This is a genomic window from Sporosarcina sp. Y1009, assembly GCF_057669865.1.
The window spans coordinates 363230-386139 of record NZ_JBYHFO010000002.1 but is presented as its reverse complement, the minus strand read 5'-3'; the positions used below and the strand labels follow the sequence as shown (position 1 = coordinate 386139).

At 37.6% G+C, this 22910-nt stretch carries 26 protein-coding genes; 15 read left to right on the top strand and 11 right to left on the bottom strand.

Annotated elements, in window-relative coordinates:
• Positions 1-55: 55 nt before the first annotated feature.
• From AC25Y1_RS04590 to AC25Y1_RS04570, 5 genes are all read right to left on the bottom strand, one after another.
• Entirely contained in the window at positions 56-1255 is a 1200-nt protein-coding gene (locus tag AC25Y1_RS04590; protein WP_488146768.1) for an MFS transporter, read from the bottom strand.
• Between the two features lie 110 nt (positions 1256-1365).
• Positions 1366-2439, bottom strand: a complete 1074-nt coding sequence (locus AC25Y1_RS04585) for an ABC transporter substrate-binding protein (protein ID WP_488146767.1) — start codon at positions 2437-2439, stop codon at positions 1366-1368.
• Complete coding sequence (locus AC25Y1_RS04580; protein ID WP_488146766.1) at positions 2436-3236, bottom strand: ABC transporter permease; 801 nt, start codon at positions 3234-3236, stop codon at positions 2436-2438. Before AC25Y1_RS04580 ends, AC25Y1_RS04585 begins: the two co-directional genes overlap by 4 nt.
• On the bottom strand, positions 3220-4041 hold the full coding sequence (locus tag AC25Y1_RS04575; protein WP_488146765.1) for an ABC transporter permease: 822 nt from the start codon (positions 4039-4041) through the stop codon (positions 3220-3222). Before AC25Y1_RS04575 ends, AC25Y1_RS04580 begins: the two co-directional genes overlap by 17 nt.
• Positions 4031-5137: an ABC transporter ATP-binding protein gene (locus AC25Y1_RS04570; RefSeq protein WP_488146764.1), complete on the bottom strand. Its 1107-nt coding sequence runs from the start codon at positions 5135-5137 to the stop codon at positions 4031-4033. Before AC25Y1_RS04570 ends, AC25Y1_RS04575 begins: the two co-directional genes overlap by 11 nt.
• Positions 5138-5354: 217 nt before the next feature.
• Between AC25Y1_RS04570 and AC25Y1_RS04565 the strand changes: the two genes are divergently transcribed.
• The 3 genes from AC25Y1_RS04565 (at position 5355) to AC25Y1_RS04555 (ending at position 6989) form a co-directional block, all read left to right on the top strand.
• Positions 5355-5678, top strand: a complete 324-nt coding sequence (locus tag AC25Y1_RS04565; RefSeq protein ID WP_488146763.1) for a hypothetical protein — start codon at positions 5355-5357, stop codon at positions 5676-5678.
• A gap of 110 nt (positions 5679-5788) precedes the next feature.
• Complete coding sequence (locus AC25Y1_RS04560; RefSeq protein WP_488146762.1) at positions 5789-6232, top strand: TlpA family protein disulfide reductase; 444 nt, start codon at positions 5789-5791, stop codon at positions 6230-6232.
• Between the two features lie 97 nt (positions 6233-6329).
• Positions 6330-6989 (top strand): potassium channel family protein, encoded by a 660-nt coding sequence (locus AC25Y1_RS04555; protein ID WP_488146761.1) that lies wholly within the window; start codon positions 6330-6332, stop codon positions 6987-6989.
• 69 nt (positions 6990-7058) lie between these two features.
• Here AC25Y1_RS04555 and rnjA read toward each other — a convergent pair whose 3' ends face one another.
• The 3 genes from rnjA to def all read right to left on the bottom strand — a co-directional run bounded on the left by rnjA (position 7059) and on the right by def (position 9787).
• Entirely contained in the window at positions 7059-8726 is a 1668-nt protein-coding gene (gene rnjA / locus AC25Y1_RS04550) for a ribonuclease J1 (RefSeq protein WP_488146760.1), read from the bottom strand.
• 2 nt (positions 8727-8728) lie between these two features.
• On the bottom strand, positions 8729-8938 hold the full coding sequence (locus AC25Y1_RS04545) for a DNA-dependent RNA polymerase subunit epsilon (RefSeq protein WP_488146759.1): 210 nt from the start codon (positions 8936-8938) through the stop codon (positions 8729-8731).
• A 291-nt stretch (positions 8939-9229) separates the two neighbouring features.
• Positions 9230-9787, bottom strand: a complete 558-nt coding sequence (gene def / locus AC25Y1_RS04540; RefSeq protein WP_488146758.1) for a peptide deformylase — start codon at positions 9785-9787, stop codon at positions 9230-9232.
• Between the two features lie 137 nt (positions 9788-9924).
• Here def and AC25Y1_RS04535 point away from each other — a divergent pair, with 137 nt between their 5' ends.
• From AC25Y1_RS04535 to AC25Y1_RS04490, 10 genes are all read left to right on the top strand, one after another.
• A complete protein-coding gene (locus AC25Y1_RS04535; protein WP_488146757.1) occupies positions 9925-10566 on the top strand; it encodes a YkyA family protein in 642 nt (213 codons plus the stop codon).
• 267 nt (positions 10567-10833) lie between these two features.
• Positions 10834-11949 carry a pyruvate dehydrogenase (acetyl-transferring) E1 component subunit alpha gene (gene pdhA, locus AC25Y1_RS04530; RefSeq protein WP_488146811.1) on the top strand — a complete coding sequence of 372 codons (1116 nt, stop codon included), beginning with the start codon at positions 10834-10836 and terminating at the stop codon, positions 11947-11949.
• 3 nt (positions 11950-11952) lie between these two features.
• Positions 11953-12930: an alpha-ketoacid dehydrogenase subunit beta gene (locus AC25Y1_RS04525; RefSeq protein WP_488146756.1), complete on the top strand. Its 978-nt coding sequence runs from the start codon at positions 11953-11955 to the stop codon at positions 12928-12930.
• Positions 12931-12972: 42 nt separating this feature from the next.
• Positions 12973-14298, top strand: a complete 1326-nt coding sequence (locus AC25Y1_RS04520) for a dihydrolipoamide acetyltransferase family protein (protein ID WP_488146755.1) — start codon at positions 12973-12975, stop codon at positions 14296-14298.
• 3 nt (positions 14299-14301) lie between these two features.
• Positions 14302-15705: a dihydrolipoyl dehydrogenase gene (lpdA, locus tag AC25Y1_RS04515; RefSeq protein ID WP_488146754.1), complete on the top strand. Its 1404-nt coding sequence runs from the start codon at positions 14302-14304 to the stop codon at positions 15703-15705.
• Positions 15706-15843: 138 nt separating this feature from the next.
• Entirely contained in the window at positions 15844-16692 is an 849-nt protein-coding gene (locus AC25Y1_RS04510) for a polysaccharide deacetylase family protein (protein ID WP_488146753.1), read from the top strand.
• An 80-nt stretch (positions 16693-16772) separates the two neighbouring features.
• Positions 16773-17738, top strand: a complete 966-nt coding sequence (locus AC25Y1_RS04505) for an NAD(P)H-dependent flavin oxidoreductase (protein WP_488146752.1) — start codon at positions 16773-16775, stop codon at positions 17736-17738.
• Between the two features lie 14 nt (positions 17739-17752).
• Positions 17753-18031 carry a UPF0223 family protein gene (locus tag AC25Y1_RS04500; RefSeq protein ID WP_488146751.1) on the top strand — a complete coding sequence of 93 codons (279 nt, stop codon included), beginning with the start codon at positions 17753-17755 and terminating at the stop codon, positions 18029-18031.
• Positions 18032-18613: 582 nt separating this feature from the next.
• A complete protein-coding gene (locus AC25Y1_RS04495) occupies positions 18614-19141 on the top strand; it encodes a hypothetical protein (protein ID WP_488146750.1) in 528 nt (175 codons plus the stop codon).
• Between the two features lie 126 nt (positions 19142-19267).
• Positions 19268-19657, top strand: a complete 390-nt coding sequence (locus AC25Y1_RS04490) for a hypothetical protein (protein ID WP_488146749.1) — start codon at positions 19268-19270, stop codon at positions 19655-19657.
• 284 nt (positions 19658-19941) lie between these two features.
• Here AC25Y1_RS04490 and AC25Y1_RS04485 read toward each other — a convergent pair whose 3' ends face one another.
• Together AC25Y1_RS04485 and AC25Y1_RS04480 are read right to left on the bottom strand one after the other, a co-directional pair.
• Positions 19942-20106 carry a hypothetical protein gene (locus tag AC25Y1_RS04485; protein WP_488146748.1) on the bottom strand — a complete coding sequence of 55 codons (165 nt, stop codon included), beginning with the start codon at positions 20104-20106 and terminating at the stop codon, positions 19942-19944.
• A 561-nt stretch (positions 20107-20667) separates the two neighbouring features.
• Positions 20668-21297 carry a YktB family protein gene (locus AC25Y1_RS04480; protein WP_488146747.1) on the bottom strand — a complete coding sequence of 210 codons (630 nt, stop codon included), beginning with the start codon at positions 21295-21297 and terminating at the stop codon, positions 20668-20670.
• Between the two features lie 158 nt (positions 21298-21455).
• On the opposite strand from AC25Y1_RS04480, the gene AC25Y1_RS04475 reads away from it, so the two are divergent.
• Positions 21456-21659: a hypothetical protein gene (locus AC25Y1_RS04475; protein WP_488146746.1), complete on the top strand. Its 204-nt coding sequence runs from the start codon at positions 21456-21458 to the stop codon at positions 21657-21659.
• 116 nt (positions 21660-21775) lie between these two features.
• The gene (locus AC25Y1_RS04470) at positions 21776-22570 is read left to right on the top strand and encodes an inositol monophosphatase family protein (protein ID WP_488146745.1); all 795 of its coding nucleotides are present in this window, start codon (positions 21776-21778) and stop codon (positions 22568-22570) included.
• A 63-nt stretch (positions 22571-22633) separates the two neighbouring features.
• Here AC25Y1_RS04470 and AC25Y1_RS04465 read toward each other — a convergent pair whose 3' ends face one another.
• Positions 22634-22819, bottom strand: a complete 186-nt coding sequence (locus tag AC25Y1_RS04465; protein ID WP_488146744.1) for a YlaF family protein — start codon at positions 22817-22819, stop codon at positions 22634-22636.
• Positions 22820-22910: the final 91 nt, after the last annotated feature.

Sequence of the window (22910 nt, the reverse complement as noted above, 5' to 3'; positions counted from 1 at the left end):
TTATGCCTATTTTTTGAGGAACTTCTAGAATTCACCATTATTCATTTATGACAACTCATTTTTTCACACTAATCGGGTCCAATAAATCCGAATTCCGCTTTGACCAGAATAAGGCAATTGAGAAACAAATGAGTAAGATAACAGTCCCAATAATATATGGATAAATGATATTGATATCGAATAATATTCCTGCTAAAGCTGGACCAATCATATTGCCAAGACTCATATAAGCAGTGATCATGCCTGCTGCAAAACCTTGTTCATCGCCTGCTAATTTAGAAACAAGCGTATTAACAGCGGGACGTAACAGGGCAGTTGCTGTAAAGAACACCATCGATACGATGAGGATCATTGAATATGTATCAACAAACAATATCCAAAGCATCGCGATGGCTGAAATCACCAGATTAACAAGAATAACACGCATTTCACCGAACCGTTTAAATAACGGACCAATGATAAACATTTGAGCAATTGTCCCTACGAAACCTCCGACTGTTATAAGGATAGCAATTTGTGAAATCGTATACCCATATTTATGATCGACGTATAACGAAATCGTTGATTGGAAATTTGCCAATCCAAAAGAGAAAACAAACATAACGATGAACATCACAAAATATGGAGTAGCTGCAGATCGCTTTAATTGCTGTATAATATTCTCACCCTTCAATGCAACGCCTATTTCGCGCGCCACCGGCTTTGGATTGGGTAGTGCAAAAAATGAGATTATCGCTGCGGTTATCGCTACTGTTGCGCCGATATAAAAAGGGAAATCCAAGCTGATTTGGGAAAGGAAACCGCCTATACCTGGTCCAATTACGAATCCGAATGACATGGAAGCTGCTAGTAACCCCATGCCCCGGCCGCGTTTTTCAATTGTAGTCAAATCAGCGACAAATGCCATCGTTGGTGGAAGAATGAAAGCAGCACCTAAACCTGAGAAAAATCTTGAGGCAAATAACATCCACAATTCAGTCGCCATACCAAAGGTAAGTTGTGATAACCCGTAAATAATCAGTCCTCCGATAATGAGGTTTTTTCTTCCATGTTTATCGGACAAATCACCAGCGATTGGTGAAAAGATAAACTGTGAAAATGAAAACATAGCGATAAGGAAACCTAGTACTTGTCCTGCAACTCCAAATGTACCTAAGTACTCCGGCATGATGGGGATAATAAGTCCAATTCCTGACATCGTTACAAATGTATTAAACATAAGAATATATAGTGCGTACTTAGTCGATTTTATCATGACAGTCTCCTAACCTCTCATACTACAAGTTATAGTGTATTCTACCATAGGGGTAAGTTGAATACACTCGACGACTCAAAAAAACCATCCTTGTTGGATGGTTTTTCGAGTCATTGATATTCCAATTTCAAACCAAGAAACAATTCGTTGTAAGTTCCGAGTATTTCAAGACCGAGATTTTTATACACTTCAAGATGGTCTCTAGCTTCTTCATCAGGATAATACCTTTCATCCTCTATGACTTCAGGATCCATGAAATCCATAGCGGCTAAATTAGGCGTGGAATAACCAACGTAATCAGCGTTTTGTGCAGCGATTTCTGCATCTAACATAAAGTTTATAAATGCATGCGCACCGTCAATGTTTTTCGCGGTTTTTGGAATGACCATATTGTCAAACCATAAATTCGAACCTTCTTCAGGTACAACGTAGTCAATATCTTCATTGTCCGCCATCATGTCTGCTGCTTGACCTGACCAAGTGAGTGCAACAGAAGCTTCACCGTTTACCATCAGTTGTGTGATTTCATCTCCAATGATTGCTTTAACATTTGGTTTTAATGTTTTTAATTTTTCAGTAGCTGCTTCTAGTTCTATAAGATTTGTCGAATTCAAAGAATAACCAAATGCGTTTAGCCCCATGCCGATAACCTCGCGAGCACTGTCGACCAAAACAATTTCCTGTTCTAGAGAGGAATCCCATAAATCTTCCCAACTTTCAAATGTCTGACCTTCCAGCAATTCGGGGTTAAAAGCAATCCCTAATGTTCCCCAAAAATAGGGAATTGAGTATTTGTTTTCAGGGTCAAAATCTAAATCAAGAAAATAAGGATCGATATTCACAAGGTTTGGCAGCTTGGTTTTGTCAATTGGAATTAGCAAATTTGACGCATTCATTTTTTCAATCGCATATTCCGAAGGTACAGCAATATCGTAAGTGGTTCCACCTTGTTCAATTTTAGTCATCATGGCTTCATTCGAGTCGAATGTTTCGTAGATGACTCTGATACCTGTTTCTTCTTCAAATTGTTTTAAAAGGGCTGGATCTAAAAATTCTCCCCAGTTAAAAACGGTAATTGAGTTTTTACTAGAAGAGCCTCCAGTATTCGCAAGGTTGTTGTTGATGACTAACAGAATAACCGAAATCACTAAAATGGCGATAGAGATACGAATAATATCTTTCATTTTCTCACCCCTGAAAAAGGATTTTTAGCTTTTCGGTTAATTGCATAATATCCGAAGACGAGAAGCAATGTCACGATAAATATTAAACCGGATAACGCATTAATGGTTAATGTAACCCCGGCTCTAGCCATAGAATATATTTCAACAGATAATGTTGAAAAACCATTACCTGTCACGAAAAATGTGACTGCAAAATCATCTAGGGAATACGTGAGTGCTAAGAAGAACCCAGCAAATATTCCAGGTTTGATAAATGGAATAATGACGCGGGTCAGTACATCTCGTTTCGAAGCGCCAAGGTCGATAGCTGCATCAATTAATGTCGGGCTCATTTCTTGTAATTTTGGCAATACCATTATGACAACGATTGGTATACTAAACGCGATATGAGATATTAAAACCGATGCAAATCCGAGCTTTACGCCTACTAGTGTAAACAATATTAAGAAGGATGCTCCGATAATTACATCAGGGCTAACAATTAAGATATTATTCATCGATAGTATTGCGTTTCGCAAAGCTTTTTTCCGAATGAACGTAATCGTAACAGCCCCTAACACACCAATCGCTGTAGAGACGAGTGCTGATAATAATGCGACAACAATTGTATTTATCAAAATCATAATCAACCGAGTGTCTTCAAAAACAGCAGCATAATGTTCAAGCGTGAAGGATTCAAAACCAGACATTGTGCCACCTGAGTTGAAAGAATAATATAGTAAATAGAAAATAGGGGTGTACAATACAATAAATACAAATGTTAAATACAATTTGGAACGTTTATTTAATTTTCCCACTGCCAGCAGCCCCCTTTTCAGAACCACTTGTAATGAGCATGATTATAAACATAAATAAGATGAGGAACACCGCAATTGTCGAGCCCATCCCCCAATTTTGAGCGACTAGAAATTGCTGCTCAATAGCAGTTCCTAAAGTAATGACTTTATTTCCAGCGATAAGACGTGTAATCATAAATAATGAGAGGGCGGGAATAAAGACAACTTGAATTCCGGATTTAACACCATTCATTGTTAAGGGTAAGATTACACGTACAAAGGTGGTCCATCCATTTGCACCAAGATCATATGACGCATCAATCAATGCTGGATTCAACTTATCAAGTGCATTAAAAATTGGCAATATCATAAAGGGAATAAAAATATAAACAGCAACGAAAACAAAACTAAAATCAGTAAATAGCAGTTGATGCTGCCCAATCCCGATCATTTCTAAAAATGCATTAACCGGTCCATAGAGCCCAAAGAGTCCAATGAAAGCGTAAGTCTTCAAGAGTAAATTAATCCAAGACGGTATGATAATGAGTAATAGTAAAAGTTGCTTGTGTTTTGTTTTTGTTAAAAAATAAGCAGTCGGATAAGCAAAAAGCAAAGAAAATAATGTGATTAGAAACGCGTACCAAAATGAATTCACGGTAAGTTTAAAATAAATGGAAGTGAAAAAATTTTGATAATTCATCAATGTAAAGTTGCCGGACAAATCAAAAAAAGAGTAATATACAATCAACGCGATTGGCGCAATTACAAACAGCACAATCCAAGTTGCATAAGGGACCGACAAAAAACGTGATGGTTTAGCGTTCATGATCCGGTCCTCCATAAGCTTCTAATCTAGCGTCAAACTCTTCTTCCGATTCGTTCAAGCGCATAACATGAATGTTTTCAGGTGCAAATTCAAGCCCAATAAAACTTCCGACCTCAGCTTTTTTAGTTGAGTGAACAAGCCATTCGTTTCCGTCTTTATCATAAGTGGACAATTCATAATGAACGCCGCGGAATAATTGTGTATCGACAGTAACTGTTAACTTGCCTTTCTCGACAGTGGTCAGCTCTAAATCTTCAGGTCGAATGACCACATCAACTTTTTCATTGGGGTTTAGTCCTTCATCAACACATTCAAATACTTTGCCTGCAAATTTAACTGAGAAATCCTCAATCATTGTTCCCGGAACAATATTCGATTCACCTATAAAATCAGCAACGAATCTGTTAATCGGTTCATCGTAAATATCTAGTGGTGTGCCAGATTGTTGTATTTCACCGTTATTGAGCACGAAAATTTCATCGGACATAGCAAGTGCTTCTTCTTGGTCATGGGTTACAAAGATAAATGTCTTGCCCAAGCGTTTTTGTAAATCACGGAGTTCATATTGCATTTCGGATCTTAGTTTTAAGTCAAGCGCCGATAATGGTTCGTCCAATAAGATAACTTCAGGGTCATTGACAATTGCTCGAGCAATTGCGACTCGTTGTCGTTGTCCGCCAGACATCTCTGAAATCTCTCGGTTTTCATAGCCAGCTAAATTGACGAAAGCTAAAGCTTCCTTCACTCGTCTTTTCATCTCTTCGTTTTTCACCTTTTTGATTCGTAATCCAAATGCAATGTTTTCGAATACATTAAGATGTGGAAATAAAGCATAGTCTTGAAATACAGTATTTACTTTACGTTCATTAGCAGGAACATCATTAATTTTCTTGCCGTTGAACAATATAGATCCTTCTGTTGGTTCGATGAATCCTGCGATTAGACGCAAAATAGTCGTTTTACCACAACCAGACGGACCCAGTAGCGTATAGAACTTACCGCGCTCTAGCTCAAATGAAACATTAGATAATACTGTGGTATTTTCATCATATTTCTTTGTGACATTATCAAAGCGAATAATTGACTCGATTGACATAAGACCCCCCCTTTTTTTTCTATATCCATATTCTAAAAATAACAACAAACATTTTTAAATTATACGAAAAACGGTACAGAAAGCAAGAACTATTTCACGAAAAAAACAATTCTTTTATTTTAGTATACTCTTTCACTAAGGATTCTAGAAAAAAAGATTACTGACGATGGATGTTTTGACGATTCATGGTACAATATAGCAAAAAGGGGGGGCATTGATGGGAAAGAAAAAAGTATTTTATTTAGACCCTGACGAAAGAAGATGGACAATGGAGGACCTTGGCTTAAGTTGGGATGATCTAATCGTCACCGATGAAAAAGCAAGACCATTAGAAGGTGTTTTTTTTGCTAATGAAGGTAAGATATTAAGCAGAGTGGAACAACCTAATCACTGCTCCACTTGTATGGAAACATTATCATATAATGACGAATTCGATTCGGTTTACTGTGCGAAATGCAATGTTTGGCACGACAGTCCTTGCTCTGATCCGGCCTGTGAATTTTGTGCAGATAGACCCGAAAAACCTTCTGATTGCAATTAATAATTTTATGAAACAACTAATCATGAATGACTTGTGACTAGTTAGAATATGGTTAATCATCCCCACTGTAAAACAATGAGTGGGGAATTTTATAATTGAGGAGGTTTTTAATGAGATTACGGGAACAAATTCCGGAACTTCTTGGTGCAACCTATTGGATTAACGGGGATACGACTAAAGAAAAACTAGTTGGAGAAAATCCAACGCTTATTCACTTTTGGTCGGTTAGTTGTTATATGTGTAAAGAGATGATGGCGGAAGTGAATAAACTTCGTGACAAGTACATGAAGCTGAATATTGTAGCTATTCATATACCACGAAATACATCAGACCAAGATGTAGACTTGATTCGATCGAGTGCTATCGAACATAACATAAAACATCCCATATATGTCGACAATGCACTAAGAATGAAATACGCCTTTGGCAACAATCAAGTTCCAGCTTATTATCTTTTCGATAAAGAAGGTGAACTCCGACACTTTCAAGCAGGAAAAAGTGGAATGAAAATACTTGAAAATCGAGTAAACAGACTACTGAATGAATTGCAATAGAGGTTAAGAGAAATCGATTCACAAATTTGTATTTTTAACATCAATATGCACTATGCTACACTTATTGCATAAGGGAATTTGTTAGGAGAGAATCCACATGAAAAAAGAGTTTGTGGTCATTGGACTAGGACGTTTTGGTGGGAGTATCGTAAAAGAATTAATCGAACTTGATGCCGATGTCATGGCAATCGATATTTCAAGTGCAAGAGTAGACGAATATGCATCGATAGCAACGCAGTCAGTAATTGCAGATACCACAGACGAATCTGTATTAAAGTCGTTGGGGATACGAAATTTTGAGCATGTAATTGTTGCGATAGGTGAAAATATACAAGCGAGTATCTTAACAACACTCATTTTAAAAGAAATAGGCGTGCCCAAAATCACCGTTAAAGCACAAAATAATTATCATGCGAAAGTATTGAAGAAAATTGGTGCCGATAAAGTTGTTCATCCTGAGCGAGATATGGGGATACGAATTGCAAACAATATGGTTTCCAATAATATTCTTGATTATCTAGAATTGTCTGAAGAACACTCGATTGCTGAAATCATAGCAAACGAAAGGTTAGTAGGGAAGACGTTAATAGAGCTAGATATTCGAGCGAAATATGGCATTAACATTGTTGCGATCAAGCGAGGGAACGATATAGTTGTTTCGCCGCTAGCCGTTGAAGAAATTCAAATAGATGATATTTTAATTGTGATTGGATCAGATCATGATATTCATTTATTTGAAAAGAAGCTTTTTCATTAATCGACAAAAAAGGTATGGTTGAAGAATTTGATATTCTTCAACCATACCTTTTAAATTTATAATTGATTGTTAAACCTCTAAAATAACGGGAAGAACCATTGGTTTTCTTTCAGTTTTTTCATACAAATATGGTCCAACAACATCTATGATTTCAGTTTTAAGTGAAGCTACTGTCGTAGATGAATTTGAGAGTTTTCTTTGTAATTGTCTAGAAAGCATTCGTTGGGTATCATGAATCATCTCTCCGGATTCACGCATATAGACAAAACCACGTGAGATGAGATCTGGACCAGAAACAATTTTGTTCTTCTTGGTATCAAGTGTTGCAACCACGATGACGAGTCCGTCTTCTGACAACATTTTACGATCGCGCAAGACAACATTTCCGATATCCCCAATACCACTTCCATCGATATAGACATCTCCAGAAGGAATACGACCAGCATGTCTTGCAGAGTTCGCAGTTAGACCGAGTACATCTCCGTTACCTAAGATGAATGTATTTTCCTGTGGAATATCACAATCTACTGCTAATTCTGTATGCATTTTCATCATTCGATATTCACCGTGAATCGGCATGAAATACTTTGGTTTCATAAGTCGAAGCATAAGTTTTTGTTCTTCTTGTGAACCATGTCCTGAAGTATGGATGTTATTTAGCGTGCCATGTAACACTTCAGCACCCGCACGGAAAAGCGAGTTAATCGTTTTGTTAATGCTAAGCGTGTTTCCTGGGATCGGTGAAGATGAGAAAATCACCGTGTCACCAGGATGTATTTGAACTTGACGATGTGTGCCATTTGCAATTCTTGATAAAGCAGCCATTGGTTCTCCTTGACTACCTGTACAAAGAATCATAACTTCACTAGCTTGTAATCTATTTAATGAATGCGTGTCAACAAATAATTCTTTTGGCGCATCGATATAACCGAGTTCTCGTCCAATGCGAATTGCATTATCCATACTGCGGCCAAACACTGCTATTTTGCGTCCGAATTCTTGTGCAGCTTCAATAACTTGTTGCAGTCTGTGAATATTTGATGCAAATGTCGCGAAAATTATACGACCATCCACTTTGCGGAAAATTTCATTTAAACTGTCGCCAACTTTACGTTCAGACATTGTGAAATTTGGAATTTCGGCATTCGTGCTGTCAGATAGAAGACAAAGTACACCTTCGCCGCCGATTTTTGCCATTTTCGTTAAATTCGCTGGTTCACCAACTGGTGTAAAGTCAAATTTAAAATCACCTGTATGAACGATGTTTCCAGAAGGGGTTTTGACTACAACTCCAAATGCATCTGGAATACTATGCGTTGTACGGTAAAAACTAACTGAAGTTTTACGGAATTTAATTACGTCATCTTCATCAATAGGAATCATTGTAGTTGATCGCAATAATCCATGTTCTTCTAGTTTGTTGCGTAGCAAACCAAGCGCTAACTTTCCACCGTAGACAGGGATGTTTACTTTGCGAAGTAAATAAGGAATTCCGCCGATATGGTCTTCATGTCCATGAGTGATGAAGAGTCCTTTAATTTTTTCGACATTTCTTTCGAGGTAAGCGTAATCAGGAATCACATAATCGATTCCAAGAAGCTCGTCCTCGGGAAATTTAATACCTGCATCAATTAAGATGATTTCGTCTTGAAACTGCACACCATATGTGTTTTTGCCGATTTCGCCTAGTCCGCCTAGAGCGAAAACGCCTGTTTCATTATTTTTAATAGACTTCATTTTTATACCTGCTCGAGCTCGAAATGCGGTGTTGCTTTTTCAAATTCAAGATGCTCTCCTTCAAGTAATTGAATGTACTCAATGTTGAAGTTGCGATCTTTTAGAATTTCTCGAACAGTTTTCTCGGAATCTGCTTCGATGAACATGCTTTGTGTGTTTTCGCGGACGGGTACTTCTAGCACATTAACTTGATAATAAACTTTATAAATCATAATTTTTGCTCTCCTTTTGACGTTCAATTGAAATCATTCTCTATATAGTACCATGTCATATAGGTAAAATAAAGAAAAGCCGACCAAATAAATTGGCCGACTATTAAAGTTATGCAATTGTTTTTTTGCCGAGTATGCCATTGAGCCGTCTCAACATTTTGCGTTTTAGGCGTTTATACATGGCAAATCACTCCTCGCACACTATTATAAGTCATTCAGAACTTTCTGTCAAGTGTTCGGGCGTTTAATTTACATAAGTTTGAATATTAACTACTGACTTGAATATAAAAGTCAATCTCTCTCAAAAGGTGAAGCGCCAGCGATTTCTTTAAATGGCTCATTTTTATCGATATGGTCATAGAACATAACGCCGTTTAGGTGATCTAGTTCATGTTGGAAGGCAATTGCAGCAAGACCACGCAACCGTTTTTTAAATAAGTTTCCATTTTTATCAAACGCTTTAATTGTAATTCTCGAGTTTCGAGGTACATAACCTTCGATGTTTCTGTCTACTGATAAACAACCTTCGCCGCTTGTTAAGTAAGTTTTTTCAACGGAATGGCTGATGATTTTCGGGTTGATCGCCACAAAACTTATCGGTTCTTCATTATCCTGTGTTAAATGAAGCGCGAAAATACGTTTCGATACATTTACTTGTGGTGCAGCTAAGCCGACACCTGCCCGTAAATTATATTTTTCGGAAATAACAGGATCATGACTATTTTTTAAGTATGTGAGTAGTTCATCACATAAGATGGACTCTTCAGAAGTTAAAGGGAAGGTCACGTCTTTAGCTTTTACACGCAATGTGGGATGACCTTCCCGAATGATGTCACTCATTAATATCATTACAAACTCTCCTTTCTGCATTCAGTATATATAATATAGTATAAGTGATAAGGATGTTGCTTAAAAGGAATTTAGCATTTGGTTGAATTTTTTGTCGAAAACAGATATAATTCAAAGGAAATCGGAGGGGTTTTAACGTGAGAAAATATGTCGTTAGCTTACTATTAATCAGCACATTATTTCTTTCTGCATGTAATTTTGGGTCTTCTACTGAAAAAGATCTTGCGAGTGCATTATCGAAATTTAATAGTGCCGAAGAAAAGTACGAAGAAGCACAGGTGGAACTTTTAAATCTAGAGAAATCGGAACAAACACTCTTTAATGAAATCATCCAATTAACAAAGGAAGAAAAAGATGAACTTAAAACAAAAGTGGCCGAGATAGAAGAATCTCTTGGGAAACGTATAACCCTTCTAGAAGATGAAGAAGAATCTATTAAAAAAGCAAGAGAATCTGTTGTCGATTTAGATGGAATTATCGAAAAGACAGATGACGAGCAAATAAAAACAGAAATTACCGACCTAAAAGAATCTATTAATAGTCGGTATGATTTGCACGCGGATTTCGTTGAAAATTATAAAACACTAGCAGATTTACAAGAGCAGCTTTATGCAATGCTTGACAATGAAGAAACTGACGTTTCAGAATTACAGGAGAAAGTATCTGAAGTGAATGATCAAAATACAGCTGTTAAAGAAGTCATCCAATTATTTAACGAGTCCACTGGTACAGTTAATGAATTGAAAGAATCGATATTTCAACAGTTTGAAGAAAAATAACCCATAAAAGACTAGATGTGTAATACAGCACACTAGTCTTTTTTTATCAAACTCTATTAATTATCGAATCTACTGTAATACAGGCTTGATATTGTACTAATACAGGTTATCGTTTTCGATGAATTCGGACTCCTTTTAAAAGGAAAAAACCATAGTTTACAATGTTTGACGCTGTCGTTCCAATTAAGTATACTTGCAAGTGTAGAGTTTGTATCAATCAATACAACGATGATTCATAATACAGTTGTTAAAGGAGAGTTGCCGAAAATGGCTGCAAAAACAAACAAGCAGTTCGATCCAGTGAAAACGCTTCACGAGATTGAAGATAAGTTTGAAATGGTTCAAATTTTGAATGAAGAAGGCGAAATCGTTAATAAAGATATGGATCCGAAAATGTCAGATGAGGATTTAGTAGAGCTAATGACTCGTATGGTCTATACACGAATCTTAGACCAACGTTCAATTTCTCTTAACCGCCAAGGGAGACTTGGTTTTTACGCACCAACTGCTGGACAAGAGGCGTCACAAATCGCTTCCCACTTTGCATTAGAAAAAGAAGACTTCATCTTACCTGGGTATAGAGATGTACCTCAAATGATCTGGCATGGTTTACCATTATCTATGGCATTTTTATGGTCAAGAGGTCATTACCAAGGTGGAGCTATCCCTGAAGGTGTAAATGTATTCCCACCACAAATCATTATAGGTGCACAATATATTCAAGCCGCTGGTGTTGCACTTGGATTCCAGAAACGAGGAACAAAAGCAGTTGCCATGACTTATACAGGTGACGGCGGAACATCGCAAGGTGACTTCTATGAAGGGATTAACTTTGCTGGTGCATATCGTTCACCTGCAATATTTATTATCCAAAACAATCAATATGCGATTTCTACACCACGTGATGTACAATCTGCCGGTAAAACACTTGCACAAAAAGGTATTGCCGCAGGAATTCCGAGTATTCTTGTTGATGGAATGGACCCACTTGCGGTTTATGCAGCAACTAAAGATGCACGCGAACGCGCAGTAAACGGTGAAGGTCCAACGCTAATTGAAACGTTTTGTTATCGTTACGGCCCACATACGATGGCTGGAGATGATCCGACACGTTACCGTACTTCTGAAACGGATAGCGAATGGGAGAAACGTGATCCATTACTTCGTTTCCGTAAATACTTAGAAGCAAAAGGTATTTGGAATGAAGAGACAGAAGAAAAAGTAATTGAAAGAGCAACAGAAGATATTAAAGTTGCGATTAAAGAAGCAGATGCGGCTCCAAAACAAAAAGTGAGCGATTTTATTAATATTATGTATAAAGGTGAGCTCCCATATAACTTAAAAGAGCAGCTTGAAATTTATACTGAGAAGGAGTCGAAGTAACCGATGGCACAAATGACGATGATTCAAGCAATTAATGATGCTATGAAAACAGAGCTGAAAAATGATGAAAACGTCCTCGTCTTCGGTGAAGACGTTGGAAATAACGGCGGGGTATTCCGCGCGACTGAAGGATTACAAAAAGAATTCGGTGAAGAACGTGTATTTGATACGCCACTAGGAGAATCTGGAATTGGTGGACTTGCAATTGGTCTTTCTTTAACTGGCTACCGCTCCGTAATGGAAATTCAGTTCTTCGGTTTTGTTTATGAAGTAATGGATTCAATTAGCGGTCAACTTGCTCGTATGCAATTCCGAAGCGGTGGGAAATACAACGGACCTGTTACGATTCGATCACCATTTGGTGGAGGGGTTGCAACTCCTGAGATGCACGCAGATAGCTTAGAAGGTCTGATGGCAGCGCAACCTGGACTAACTGTTGTTATCCCGTCTACTCCATACGATGCAAAAGGACTGCTCATTTCTGCAATTCGTGATGAAAATCCTGTCGTGTTCTTGGAGCATATGAAACTTTATCGTTCATTTAGACAAGAAGTTCCGGAAGAAGAGTATACAATTCCACTTGGGAAAGCAGATGTGAAGCGTGAAGGAACTGATCTTTCAATTATCACATACGGCGCAATGGTTCAAGAAAGCTTAAAAGCGGCCGAAGAAATGGAAAAAGAGGGCCACTCTGTAGAAGTTATTGATTTAAGAACTGTTCAACCACTTGATATTGAAACAATTATTAAATCTGTTGAAAAAACAAATCGTGCAATTGTTGTACAAGAAGCACAAAAACAAGCTGGTATTGCTGCAAATGTCGTGTCAGAAATTACAGAGCGTGCAATCTTAAGCCTAGAGGCACCTGTTCTTCGTGTTACAGCACCAGACACAATTTATCCTTATGCACAAGGTGAAAAAGCTTGGTTACCTGATTCGAAAGATATCATGGAAGCAGCAAATAAAGTTTTAAATTTCTAAGTATTTAAAAGTAGTTTATTGAAAAAAGGAAGGGTGAAATAAGTGGCATATGTATTCCGTTTACCAGATATCGGAGAAGGAATTCACGAAGGTGAAATATTGAAGTGGTTTGTTGCAGAAGGCGATAAAGTCGAAGAGGATGACGTTCTTTTTGAAGTTCAAAATGATAAAGCCGTCGTAGAGATTCCTTCCCCTGTTGCTGGAACTGTTGAAAAACTATTAGTTTCTGAAGGTACTGTTGCAGTAGTTGGAGATGCATTGATTCAAATTGACGCACCCGGTTATGAAGATCTTCACGAAGAGGAAAGTGAAGAGGCAGCACAAGAAACAACAGAAGCCCAAGTTCAAGCTACGGCTGAAAAAGGTCAATCTATTGAGAAAGAACAAGCGCCATCAGAAGAAGGCGAAAAAGTAGCTTCATCCCAAGAAACAGAAGTTGATGTGGACCGTAGAATTATTGCGATGCCGTCAGTTCGAAAATTCGCGCGCGATAATGACGTTGAGATTCGCCAAGTTTCGGGAACTGGAAAAAATGGTCGTATTTTAAAAGGTGATGTAGAAGCGTTTATTAATGGCGATCAAACATCAGCTGCTCCAGTTGATACTGACAGTAAAGCAGAACAACCTGTAGCTACAGAACAGAAGCAAGTTTCACTCGAAGGCGATTTCCCGGAAACGCGTGAAAAAATGTCAAGTATGAGAAAAATCATTGCAAAAGCGATGGTTAACTCGAAACATACAGCGCCACATGTTACATTATTAGATGAGGTTGATGTTTCTGACCTCGTTGCGCACCGCAAAAAATTCAAAGATATTGCCCTTGAAAAAGAGATTAAATTAACTTATTTACCGTATGTTGTGAAAGCTCTTGTGAGCACATTACGAGAATTCCCTCAGTTCAACACTTCATTCGATGAAGCGACAGAGGAAGTTATTCAGAAGCATTATTATAATATTGGAATTGCGGCAGATACAGAGCGTGGACTTGTTGTGCCTGTAATTAAGCATGCAGACCGTAAATCTGTCTTTGCGATTTCCGATGAAATTAATAAGTTAGCTGTAAAAGCTCGTGACGGTAAATTATCAATGGCTGAAATGAGCGGTGCCTCATGCTCAATTTCGAATATCGGATCTGCAGGTGGACAATGGTTTACGCCAATCATTAATCATCCGGAAGTTGCAATTCTTGGAATTGGCCGTATCGCTGAAAAGCCAGTTGTAAAAGATGGAGAAATTGTTGCAGTTCCTATGCTTGCACTTTCACTTGTCTTTGACCACAGAATGATGGACGGTGCTACTGCGCAAAATGCATTGAACCACCTTAAGAGATTACTTGCAGACCCAGAACTATTATTAATGGAGGGGTAAGAAATGGTAGTAGGAGATTTCCCGATTGAAGTAGAAACGCTTGTTGTTGGTTCAGGACCAGGAGGATATGTTGCAGCAATTCGTGCATCACAACTTGGTCAAAAAGTAACAATTGTTGAAAGAGAAAATTTAGGTGGGGTATGCTTGAACGTTGGGTGTATTCCTTCGAAAGCGCTAATTTCTGTTGGACACCGTTTTGTACAAGCTAAAAATTCTGAGCAAATGGGAATTTCCGCAGATGTTAAACTTGATTTCTCGAAAGCACAAGAGTTCAAAGACGGAGTTGTTACTCGATTAACGGGCGGAGTTAGTGGGCTCATGAAAGGTAATAAAATCGACGTTGTTCAAGGGGAAGCTTACTTTGTTGATGAGAACACGGTTCGTATCATCAGCGGAGAATCTGCTCAAACTTATAAATTTAAAAATGCGATTGTTGCAACTGGATCACGTCCGGTTGAAATCCCAACATTTAAATTCTCAGAACGTGTACTTAGTTCAACTGGTGCTCTAAATCTTAAAGAATTGCCGAAAAAACTAGTTGTTATCGGTGGAGGGTACATCGGAACGGAACTTGGTTCTGCTTATGCTAACCTTGGATCTGAAGTAACAATTATTGAAGGTGCAGACGATATTTTAGCTGGCTTTGAAAAGCAAATGACGCAAATGGTTAAAAAAGGTTTGAAGAAAAAAGGCGTTGAAATCGTTACAAAAGCATCTGCTAAAGGTGTAGTAGAAACTGAATCAGGTGTTTCTGTTACATACGAAGCAGGCGGCGAAGAAAAAACTGTCGATGCTGACTACGTATTAGTTACTGTTGGTCGTCGTCCAAATACAGATGAAATGGGTCTTGAATCGACGGGTATTAACATTACTGATCGCGGACTGATTGAAGTAGATAAGCAGTGCCGCACGAATGTTCCTTCAATTTATGCAATTGGCGACGTTGTAGCTGGTCTACAACTTGCACATAAAGCATCTTATGAAGCGAAAATTGCTGCAGAAGCAATTTCAGGCCAAAAATCTGAAGTTGATTACCTAGCAATTCCAGCTGTCTGCTTTACGGATCCTGAACTTGCAACTGTTGGTTTAAATGAACAACAGGCAAAAGACGAAGGATATGAAGTATCAAGCGGTAAATTCCCATATGCTGCGAACGGTCGCGCAATCGCTCTTGATGCGACAGACGGATTTGTGAAACTAGTTGCTCGTAAAGAGGATGGTCTATTACTAGGTGCACAAATTGTCGGAGAAAGCGCATCTGATATGATTTCTGAACTTGCATTGGCAATTGAAGCAGGAATGACTGTAGAAGATATCGCAATGACAATTCATGCGCATCCTACATTAGCTGAAATTACGATGGAAGCTGCAGAAGTACTGTTAGGTAAACCAATTCACATGATGTAATTCATACAGCAATATCCACAAGGTGTAACACACACCTTGTGGTTTTTTTGATTGAAATTAAATCATGAGTAATCTTGTTTAGAATTTAAATTGCTAGAAAAATTGTGATACACTATACGGAGTGAAAGGGGATACAACATGAAAAAACAACTAGTATACATACTTGCAACACTCGTACTCTTGCTATCTGCATGCGCGGATGAGGGTGACAAAGAGACAACTTTTAAAGAAAATGAAGAATCAGCTACATCAGAAAGTGAAGTTGAAGATGAAAACGTCGCTGATGATGGAGAATCTGAAGAGGTTGAGACGGACGATGAACCCGAAGAAATTGCGGAGGAAGAAGTAGCAGAAAAACTTTATGAGTTGGATGCGATGTGGTCATTAAAGCCGATTGGGGAAGCGAATCCGAAAGCAGTTCTTCTGACGATTGATGATGCACCAGGTAAAAATTCGCTGGATATGGCGAAAACATTAAAAGAATTAGATGCGCCAGCAATCTTTTTTGTTAACGGACATTTCATTGATACAGATGAAGAAAAAGAAGTGTTGAAAGAAATTCATGAAATGGGCTTTGCGATTGGTAATCATACAGACACGCATGCGAATTTACAGCAAATTTCAGAACAGGAGCAAGAAGAAGAGATTCTTTTTGTAAGCAATGCAATTGAGGATGTAATTGGGGAACGTCCCCTCTATTTTCGGGCGCCATTTGGATTGAATACTGAATTTAGTAAAGAAATCGTTCAAAATGATGGGATGCTTCTTATGAATTGGTCTTATGGTTTTGATTGGGAGAAACAGTATATGGATGCTGATTCGTTAGCAGATATTATGGTGAATACTGAGTATTTACGTGATGGTGCTAATTTACTGATGCATGACCGCGAATGGACAGCAGCCGCGCTTAAAGATATCGTTGAGGGTTTGCGTGGAAAAGGCTACGATCTAATTGATCCTGCAACAATTCAAGGAGTCGAAGAATAATAAATTGCGGTTAGGAAAAGCGGTAAACGCACTACCTAACCGTATTTTAGAATAATAAAATGTGACCGGGGGCGTTTGAGTTGAAATGGAAAACAAGCGTAACAGATTTGCTTAATATTAACTATCCAATTATTCAAGGTGGACTCGCATATTTAGCGTATGCTGATTTATGTGCGGCTGTATCAAATGCTGGGGGACTTGGGCAGATTACAGCAATGAGCTTAGATTCTCCAGATGCACTGCGCGATGAAATCAAAAAGGCAAAGACAATGACTGATAAGCCGTTCGGCGTCAACTTTGCAATCGGACAACATGGCAGACCTTATTCACATATGATTGAGGTAGCATTAGAAGAAAACGTGAAAGTTATGTCAGTCACTGGTGGAAATCCAACACCTTTTTTCGATCAGCTAAAAGGAACCGATGTAAAAAAACTAGTTCTCGTCGCGGCAAAACGACAAGCGGTTAAAGCTGAGGAATTGGGTGCAGATGCAGTTATGGTTGTTGGTCACGAAGGTGGAGGACATCTTGGACGTGATGAGGTGGGCACGATGGTACTGACACCACAAGTTGTTGATGCTGTTTCAATTCCCGTTATTGCGTCTGGAGGTATTGGAGACGGCCGAGGTTGGATGGCAGCGCATGCGCTGGGGGCAGATGGGATAGAGATGGGTACACGATTTATCGCAACGAGAGAGTGTGTTCATGCGTCACAAGCGTATCTCGACGCAATCATTAGTAGTAGTGAAATAGGTACGACCATTATTAAAAAGACAATTGGAGCACCTGCACGTGCCTTAACGGGAACATGGACTGAAAAAATAATTGAGTTAGAAGCGAAGCACGCCGATTATGAAATTTTGAAAGATTATATAAGTGGAAAAGCCAATCAAAAATTCATACACGACGGCGAAATCGATAGCGGTTTTGGATGGGCTGGACAAGTTGCGGGTTTGATCAAAGATGTACCAACTGTGAAAGAATTATTTGACCGTATGATTAATGAAGCAGAAGAAATTCGAAATGGTTGGAATTTTAGTCGGTAAAGGTGGAATTTTGAATGGAATATAGCTATCCGCTAAGCCCTGATTGGGACACAGAAGAAATTATTACCGTTATTAATTTTTATGAAGTTATCGAACGAGCATACGAATCTGGGGCTAAACGAGAAGAAATCATCAATGCTTATCAAGGATTCAAAAATGTCATCCCTTCGAAAGCAGAAGAAAAGGCTATCCTAAAAGAATTCGAAGCGGTAAGCAGCTACAGTAGTTATCACGTCGTGAAAGAAGCAAAAAGCGCTGCAAATGATGGAATTATAAAAGGAACGTTGAAATAATCTAACGGGTTCGGTTGATGGGGAGAAAACAATAAAAAAAACAGTGTTCAGGGACGTAATCCTCATATGAATTTGTTTCCCTTTTTTTGTTGTCGTATCAACATTTCGATGCTTTATATTGACGAACTGGTCCCACAATTGGCACAGGAATTAGCAATAGCGCATAAATTTATGTGCCTTTGTTAATTCCTGCTAATTAGATATTGGAAAGAAAAATATAAAAGGTAAATGAGAAATCTATGCTAAAATATTCTAAAGATTGTGAAATAATGTTCTTAAACTAAAGGGGCAGGTTAGTTGAAGAAAGTTATGAAGGGGCTGAGTATATGAGTGAACGATATGAATTAAGTTTTAAAAACAATGAAGTAAGAATGTATGTTTACTTGGTTGTACCAACGCTTATCATAGCAAGCATCTTTATATATTATGGCGAATGAAATTATCACTATATTCCTTTGTTAGCGTTTTTCACTATCTTTTTTATATGGCGTTATTTTTATAGGAGGAAGCAGAAGAAAGAAGGAGAAAAACCTTCTTAAACTAACAGGGCAGTTTAGTATAGTAAGACTAAGTTATTGAATATTGAAACATACCGAAGTCGTATATAAAAATGGAGGCATTGACATTATCTTTAAAAATAAATTGATTTTACTTGTCCTTATACTCACTTTAATTAGTGCAATTATATTTATGATTAATCAAACGAGGTATACAACATTTCAAGAGTTTGTTTCAGACGAATTAAATGAGGAAAGCACTGTTAGAAGTATTTCAATAGCAATTAATGACGTCGTAGATGAATATAGAACTGAAACAGTAGCAAGAGCAAATATTGAAGACGAATTACTCATTAATGATATTTTGGAAGACTTTGCAGGGATAGAGCTTAAAGAGGATGAGAATGCTGGTTTTTTGGGTAAGAGATATTCAATAGAGATTACAGTTAATAATGAGGTAAGAGAGAACTTTTCAAGAACAACTATATTGAGAATTGAGGTGGATAGTAATTATCTTTATAACTACAAAATAATCAGTAATACCAATCACTTAAAAACAATTGAATCGGTTATTGAAAATGAAGAAGTTGATTGGGATTATATAGATAACTAAATAATCCTAAGTGGTTCACTAAAGGGTGCTTTAGTTGAACAACAATTTGAACTAACCAAGCAGGTTAGTGAAATAAGAGTGTTAACTTTTGTTGTACAGTTGGGATTAGAAGGGGGAGTTAATATCATGGAGATTTCTAAGAATATGATACTAAAAAATCGGATTTCTTTCTTAATATTAGCTTTGATAATAGTTGGTGGAGCAACGTATTATGATGTTTTCTATACACCTAAAAATTCGTTAGAACTATATCAAGCAATTACATTTGCAGATGACTTTGAAGAGGCGAAAAAGTTAATGTTAGAGGGGTATGAAGACAATTTTGAGAAAGAGGATTTTGAATTTATAAATGGATTGGATACATCTGCAAATAGTGTAGGTCAATTCACTCTTTTTGAATATGACGAAAAAACTTTTGTGATTATGACTTCACCAGGTACAAAAAGGTTAAATGTGCTTGCAGTTGATGAATTGCCAAAAGATATAAGGAATTACTTTCTTCAATTAGCACAATAAAACCCAAGTTCTTCAACTAACGAGGTGCTTTACTTGAAGATTGTTGAGCTGCTTAGACAGCTCTTTTTGCTTGTTCAACTAAAGGGGCAGGTTAGTTCAATAAGCAGGTGAATTGGGAAGGATATCGAAGTAGTAAATATAAGGAAATTTATTCTAGTAAGGGGGAAAGTTAGTTAAAAACAATAGGGGTGAGAAATATGAGTGACCGATTTGAACTAAGTTTTAAAAACAAGGTAGTTAGAATGTGGTTGATTATTATGATACCAGCTGTGATAGCAGAAATATTAATTATACAATTTACCAAAATTCCAGTATTCACCACAATACCTTGGATAATCTTTTTTATTTGGCTTTATTTTTATAAGAGGAAACAGAAGAAAGAGCATTCCGTTTCCTAGTGGTTTTATTCTAAAAGGATTGGTTAGTTCCTGTTCTTCTTCAACTCCCATGAAAATTAAAAAACGCTCAAAATCTATAAAATCGCACAACAAAAGAGACTCAGATAAAACTTTTTTTAAAAAAGGCTGAGCCTTCAAATTGTGTTTATTGAGTTGGAAGATAAATCAGGAACCAACTCCATTCTTCCTAGAATAAAGGCAGGCTGGTGCAATAACCAGAGTAGGATTAATCTCCCATGAGTGCTACTCGTACAGAGTGCGACAGTCTGTGATGCACCGTGGTCGTTGGAGTCAGACTAACGGATGGGCTCAATGGCACCATAGTTGATCGACCTTCTTCGCCAGCCATACAAAACTATACCCGTTCTGAAACAATTTTCATCCTCTGTGGTGCAGCGTTTTTTGGTGCATGGATGGCTAACGGGTGCTTTAGTTCAATAAGGATAGTAAAATATTTTGACGAAAAAACACTCAGATCTGAGCGTTTTTCTTGTTATTTATATAACCAATTTCACTGCTGAAACGGATGCTGATTAACCTGTTATTTGCGTTGTTAATTCCACTTTTCTCCCCATCAACCGAACCCGTTAGAAATAATCAACGTTCCTTTTTCTACGTTCTTCCAATAATAATATCGTAAACAGGAAGAAGTTGGTCTACAGTCTCTTCTGCAAAGGCGATGAAATCCTCATTTGTCATCGTAATGGCGTCTTCACGTGAAAGATGTCTCCCCACAAGAAACTCTGCTTTTTTAACAGTTTGTAGTCTAGTAAGAAGTTTTTCAACGCCTTCTTTTCCAGTATCTGTGATATGTATAACATCTGGTTTCATATGGTCACCTGAAACTATATACGAATCCGGTAGTGATGTAAGTACTTTAATGTGATCCTCGAGTCTTTCAGCGATGCCCTTTTTATCTGGATTTTCATAAATAACTGCAATGATAATAAATAAATGAGTTTGCCATAAGCCGATTTGAAAATGGGGTATTGCTTTATATCCTCTCTTTAAAGGTGCAATTGCAACCCAACTATCGGTTGGTGGATTGACGGTTCTGCGCATATGTTTTGCAACATGTGGAAAAAATTCATCACTACCGTGAGCTGATAGTCGATCCGCAAAATGTCTGCCTAAGAGAGTGAACTTAGGTTGGACAAGCGTTTGTAAAGCACTCATTCTTTTTTCTAATCCATCAATTAAAAATAAGTCAAAATCGTTTGAATCCCAAAAATAATTACTCATCTATGCCCCTCCTTTACATAAAGCACGTTTATCGTAACAGAATTTGGGGAATAATGAAGGCAACAAGGCTCGAGACTAGAATTATTCCATAGCTCTGCATATTGTAGTAATAATAGATGGGATAAATAATTTCGATAATTAGAAAAGGGGTGTCCGCGATGAAACAAGTCGTGCATGTGATTCGAAAAGCTGACGTTGAAAAAGAATACGTTAAAGTATTACATCTTGAACTAGATTATGAGTTGGCATCATTATACGATGCTATGCAACAAGCTGACGATAAAGAAATTGAGAAAAGTACAAATCGATTGCATCAGATTCACAGAGAAATGGAAACATTAAATGGTTTCTCACAATGGTAATTTCCATTCCAACTTAGGCACTCGAAAGCATTATTCCTCTTGGAATCGTGTGTCGAGTGCCTATTTTTGTTATACTACAAAGTAATACAAGTTAATCACTGGAAAGGTTGAATTACATGAATTGGGGATTTATTGATCGATACGCTAAATCATTGATAAAGGAAGCGGGTCATAAAATACGAGTTTCTTTTTTCAACAAAATACATATTGATTCAAAAGCGGATGCGAATGATTTTGTGACGAATATAGACCGTGAAATTGAACAGTTTTTTATCAAGCGGATTCAAAATGACTTTCCAACACATAAAATTATTGGCGAAGAAGGCTTTGGCGATAAACTTGAGACAGTGGAGGGGGTTGTATGGGTTCTGGACCCAATTGATGGAACGATGAATTTTATTCATCAACAACAAAACTTTGCAATTTCGCTTGGTATTTATATAGATGGTATCGGCATGCTAGGTTATATCTATGATGTTGTTAGAGATGATTTTTACCATGCGAAAAAGGGTGAAGGTGCTTATTTCAACGACGAACGTCTTCCAAAATTAAAAGAAGTTAAGGTTAATGAAGCAATTATTGGTGTTAACGCAAGGTGGGTTGCACCGAACAGATATATTGATTATGAGAAAATGATTGGGTTAGTGTTAGATTGTAGAGGCACTCGGTCTTATGGATCTGCTGCCATTGAGATTGCCTATGTTGCATCAGGTCGACTGGATGCCTATATTTCAATGAGGCTTTCTCCTTGGGACATAGCAGGAGGCATGGTAATTGCAAATGAGGTAGGTGCAGTAACAACTAACTTAAATGGAGAATCTTCACATATTCTTGGACAAGATTCATTTATCGTTGCAAAGCCGAGCTTACATGGTGAAATTCTCACAAATTATATTCGCCTAAAAAATTAAAGCTGTGAAAAATCAACACTCGATTTTAACACAGCTTTATCAATGGAAAGTGCTAAGAATGTTTTATAATATTCCTTGTTCGCGCATTTTTTTCTTTGTTTTAAAACCGTATCCCATAACTAAAGTCAAGGCGATAATTGCAACGGTTGCACCGAGGATGCTTCTAAAACCAACAGCAACACCAATCGCACACATTGAGAGGACGGCAGCGATGGAATATAGAACGAATACCCATTTTATATCTTTCATTGAAAACCCTCCATCAGATAAAAAAGATTTTATATTATTAACTCTTGTGTTATAATAACACAGTTAGCCAGATGAAATAAAGATTAATGGA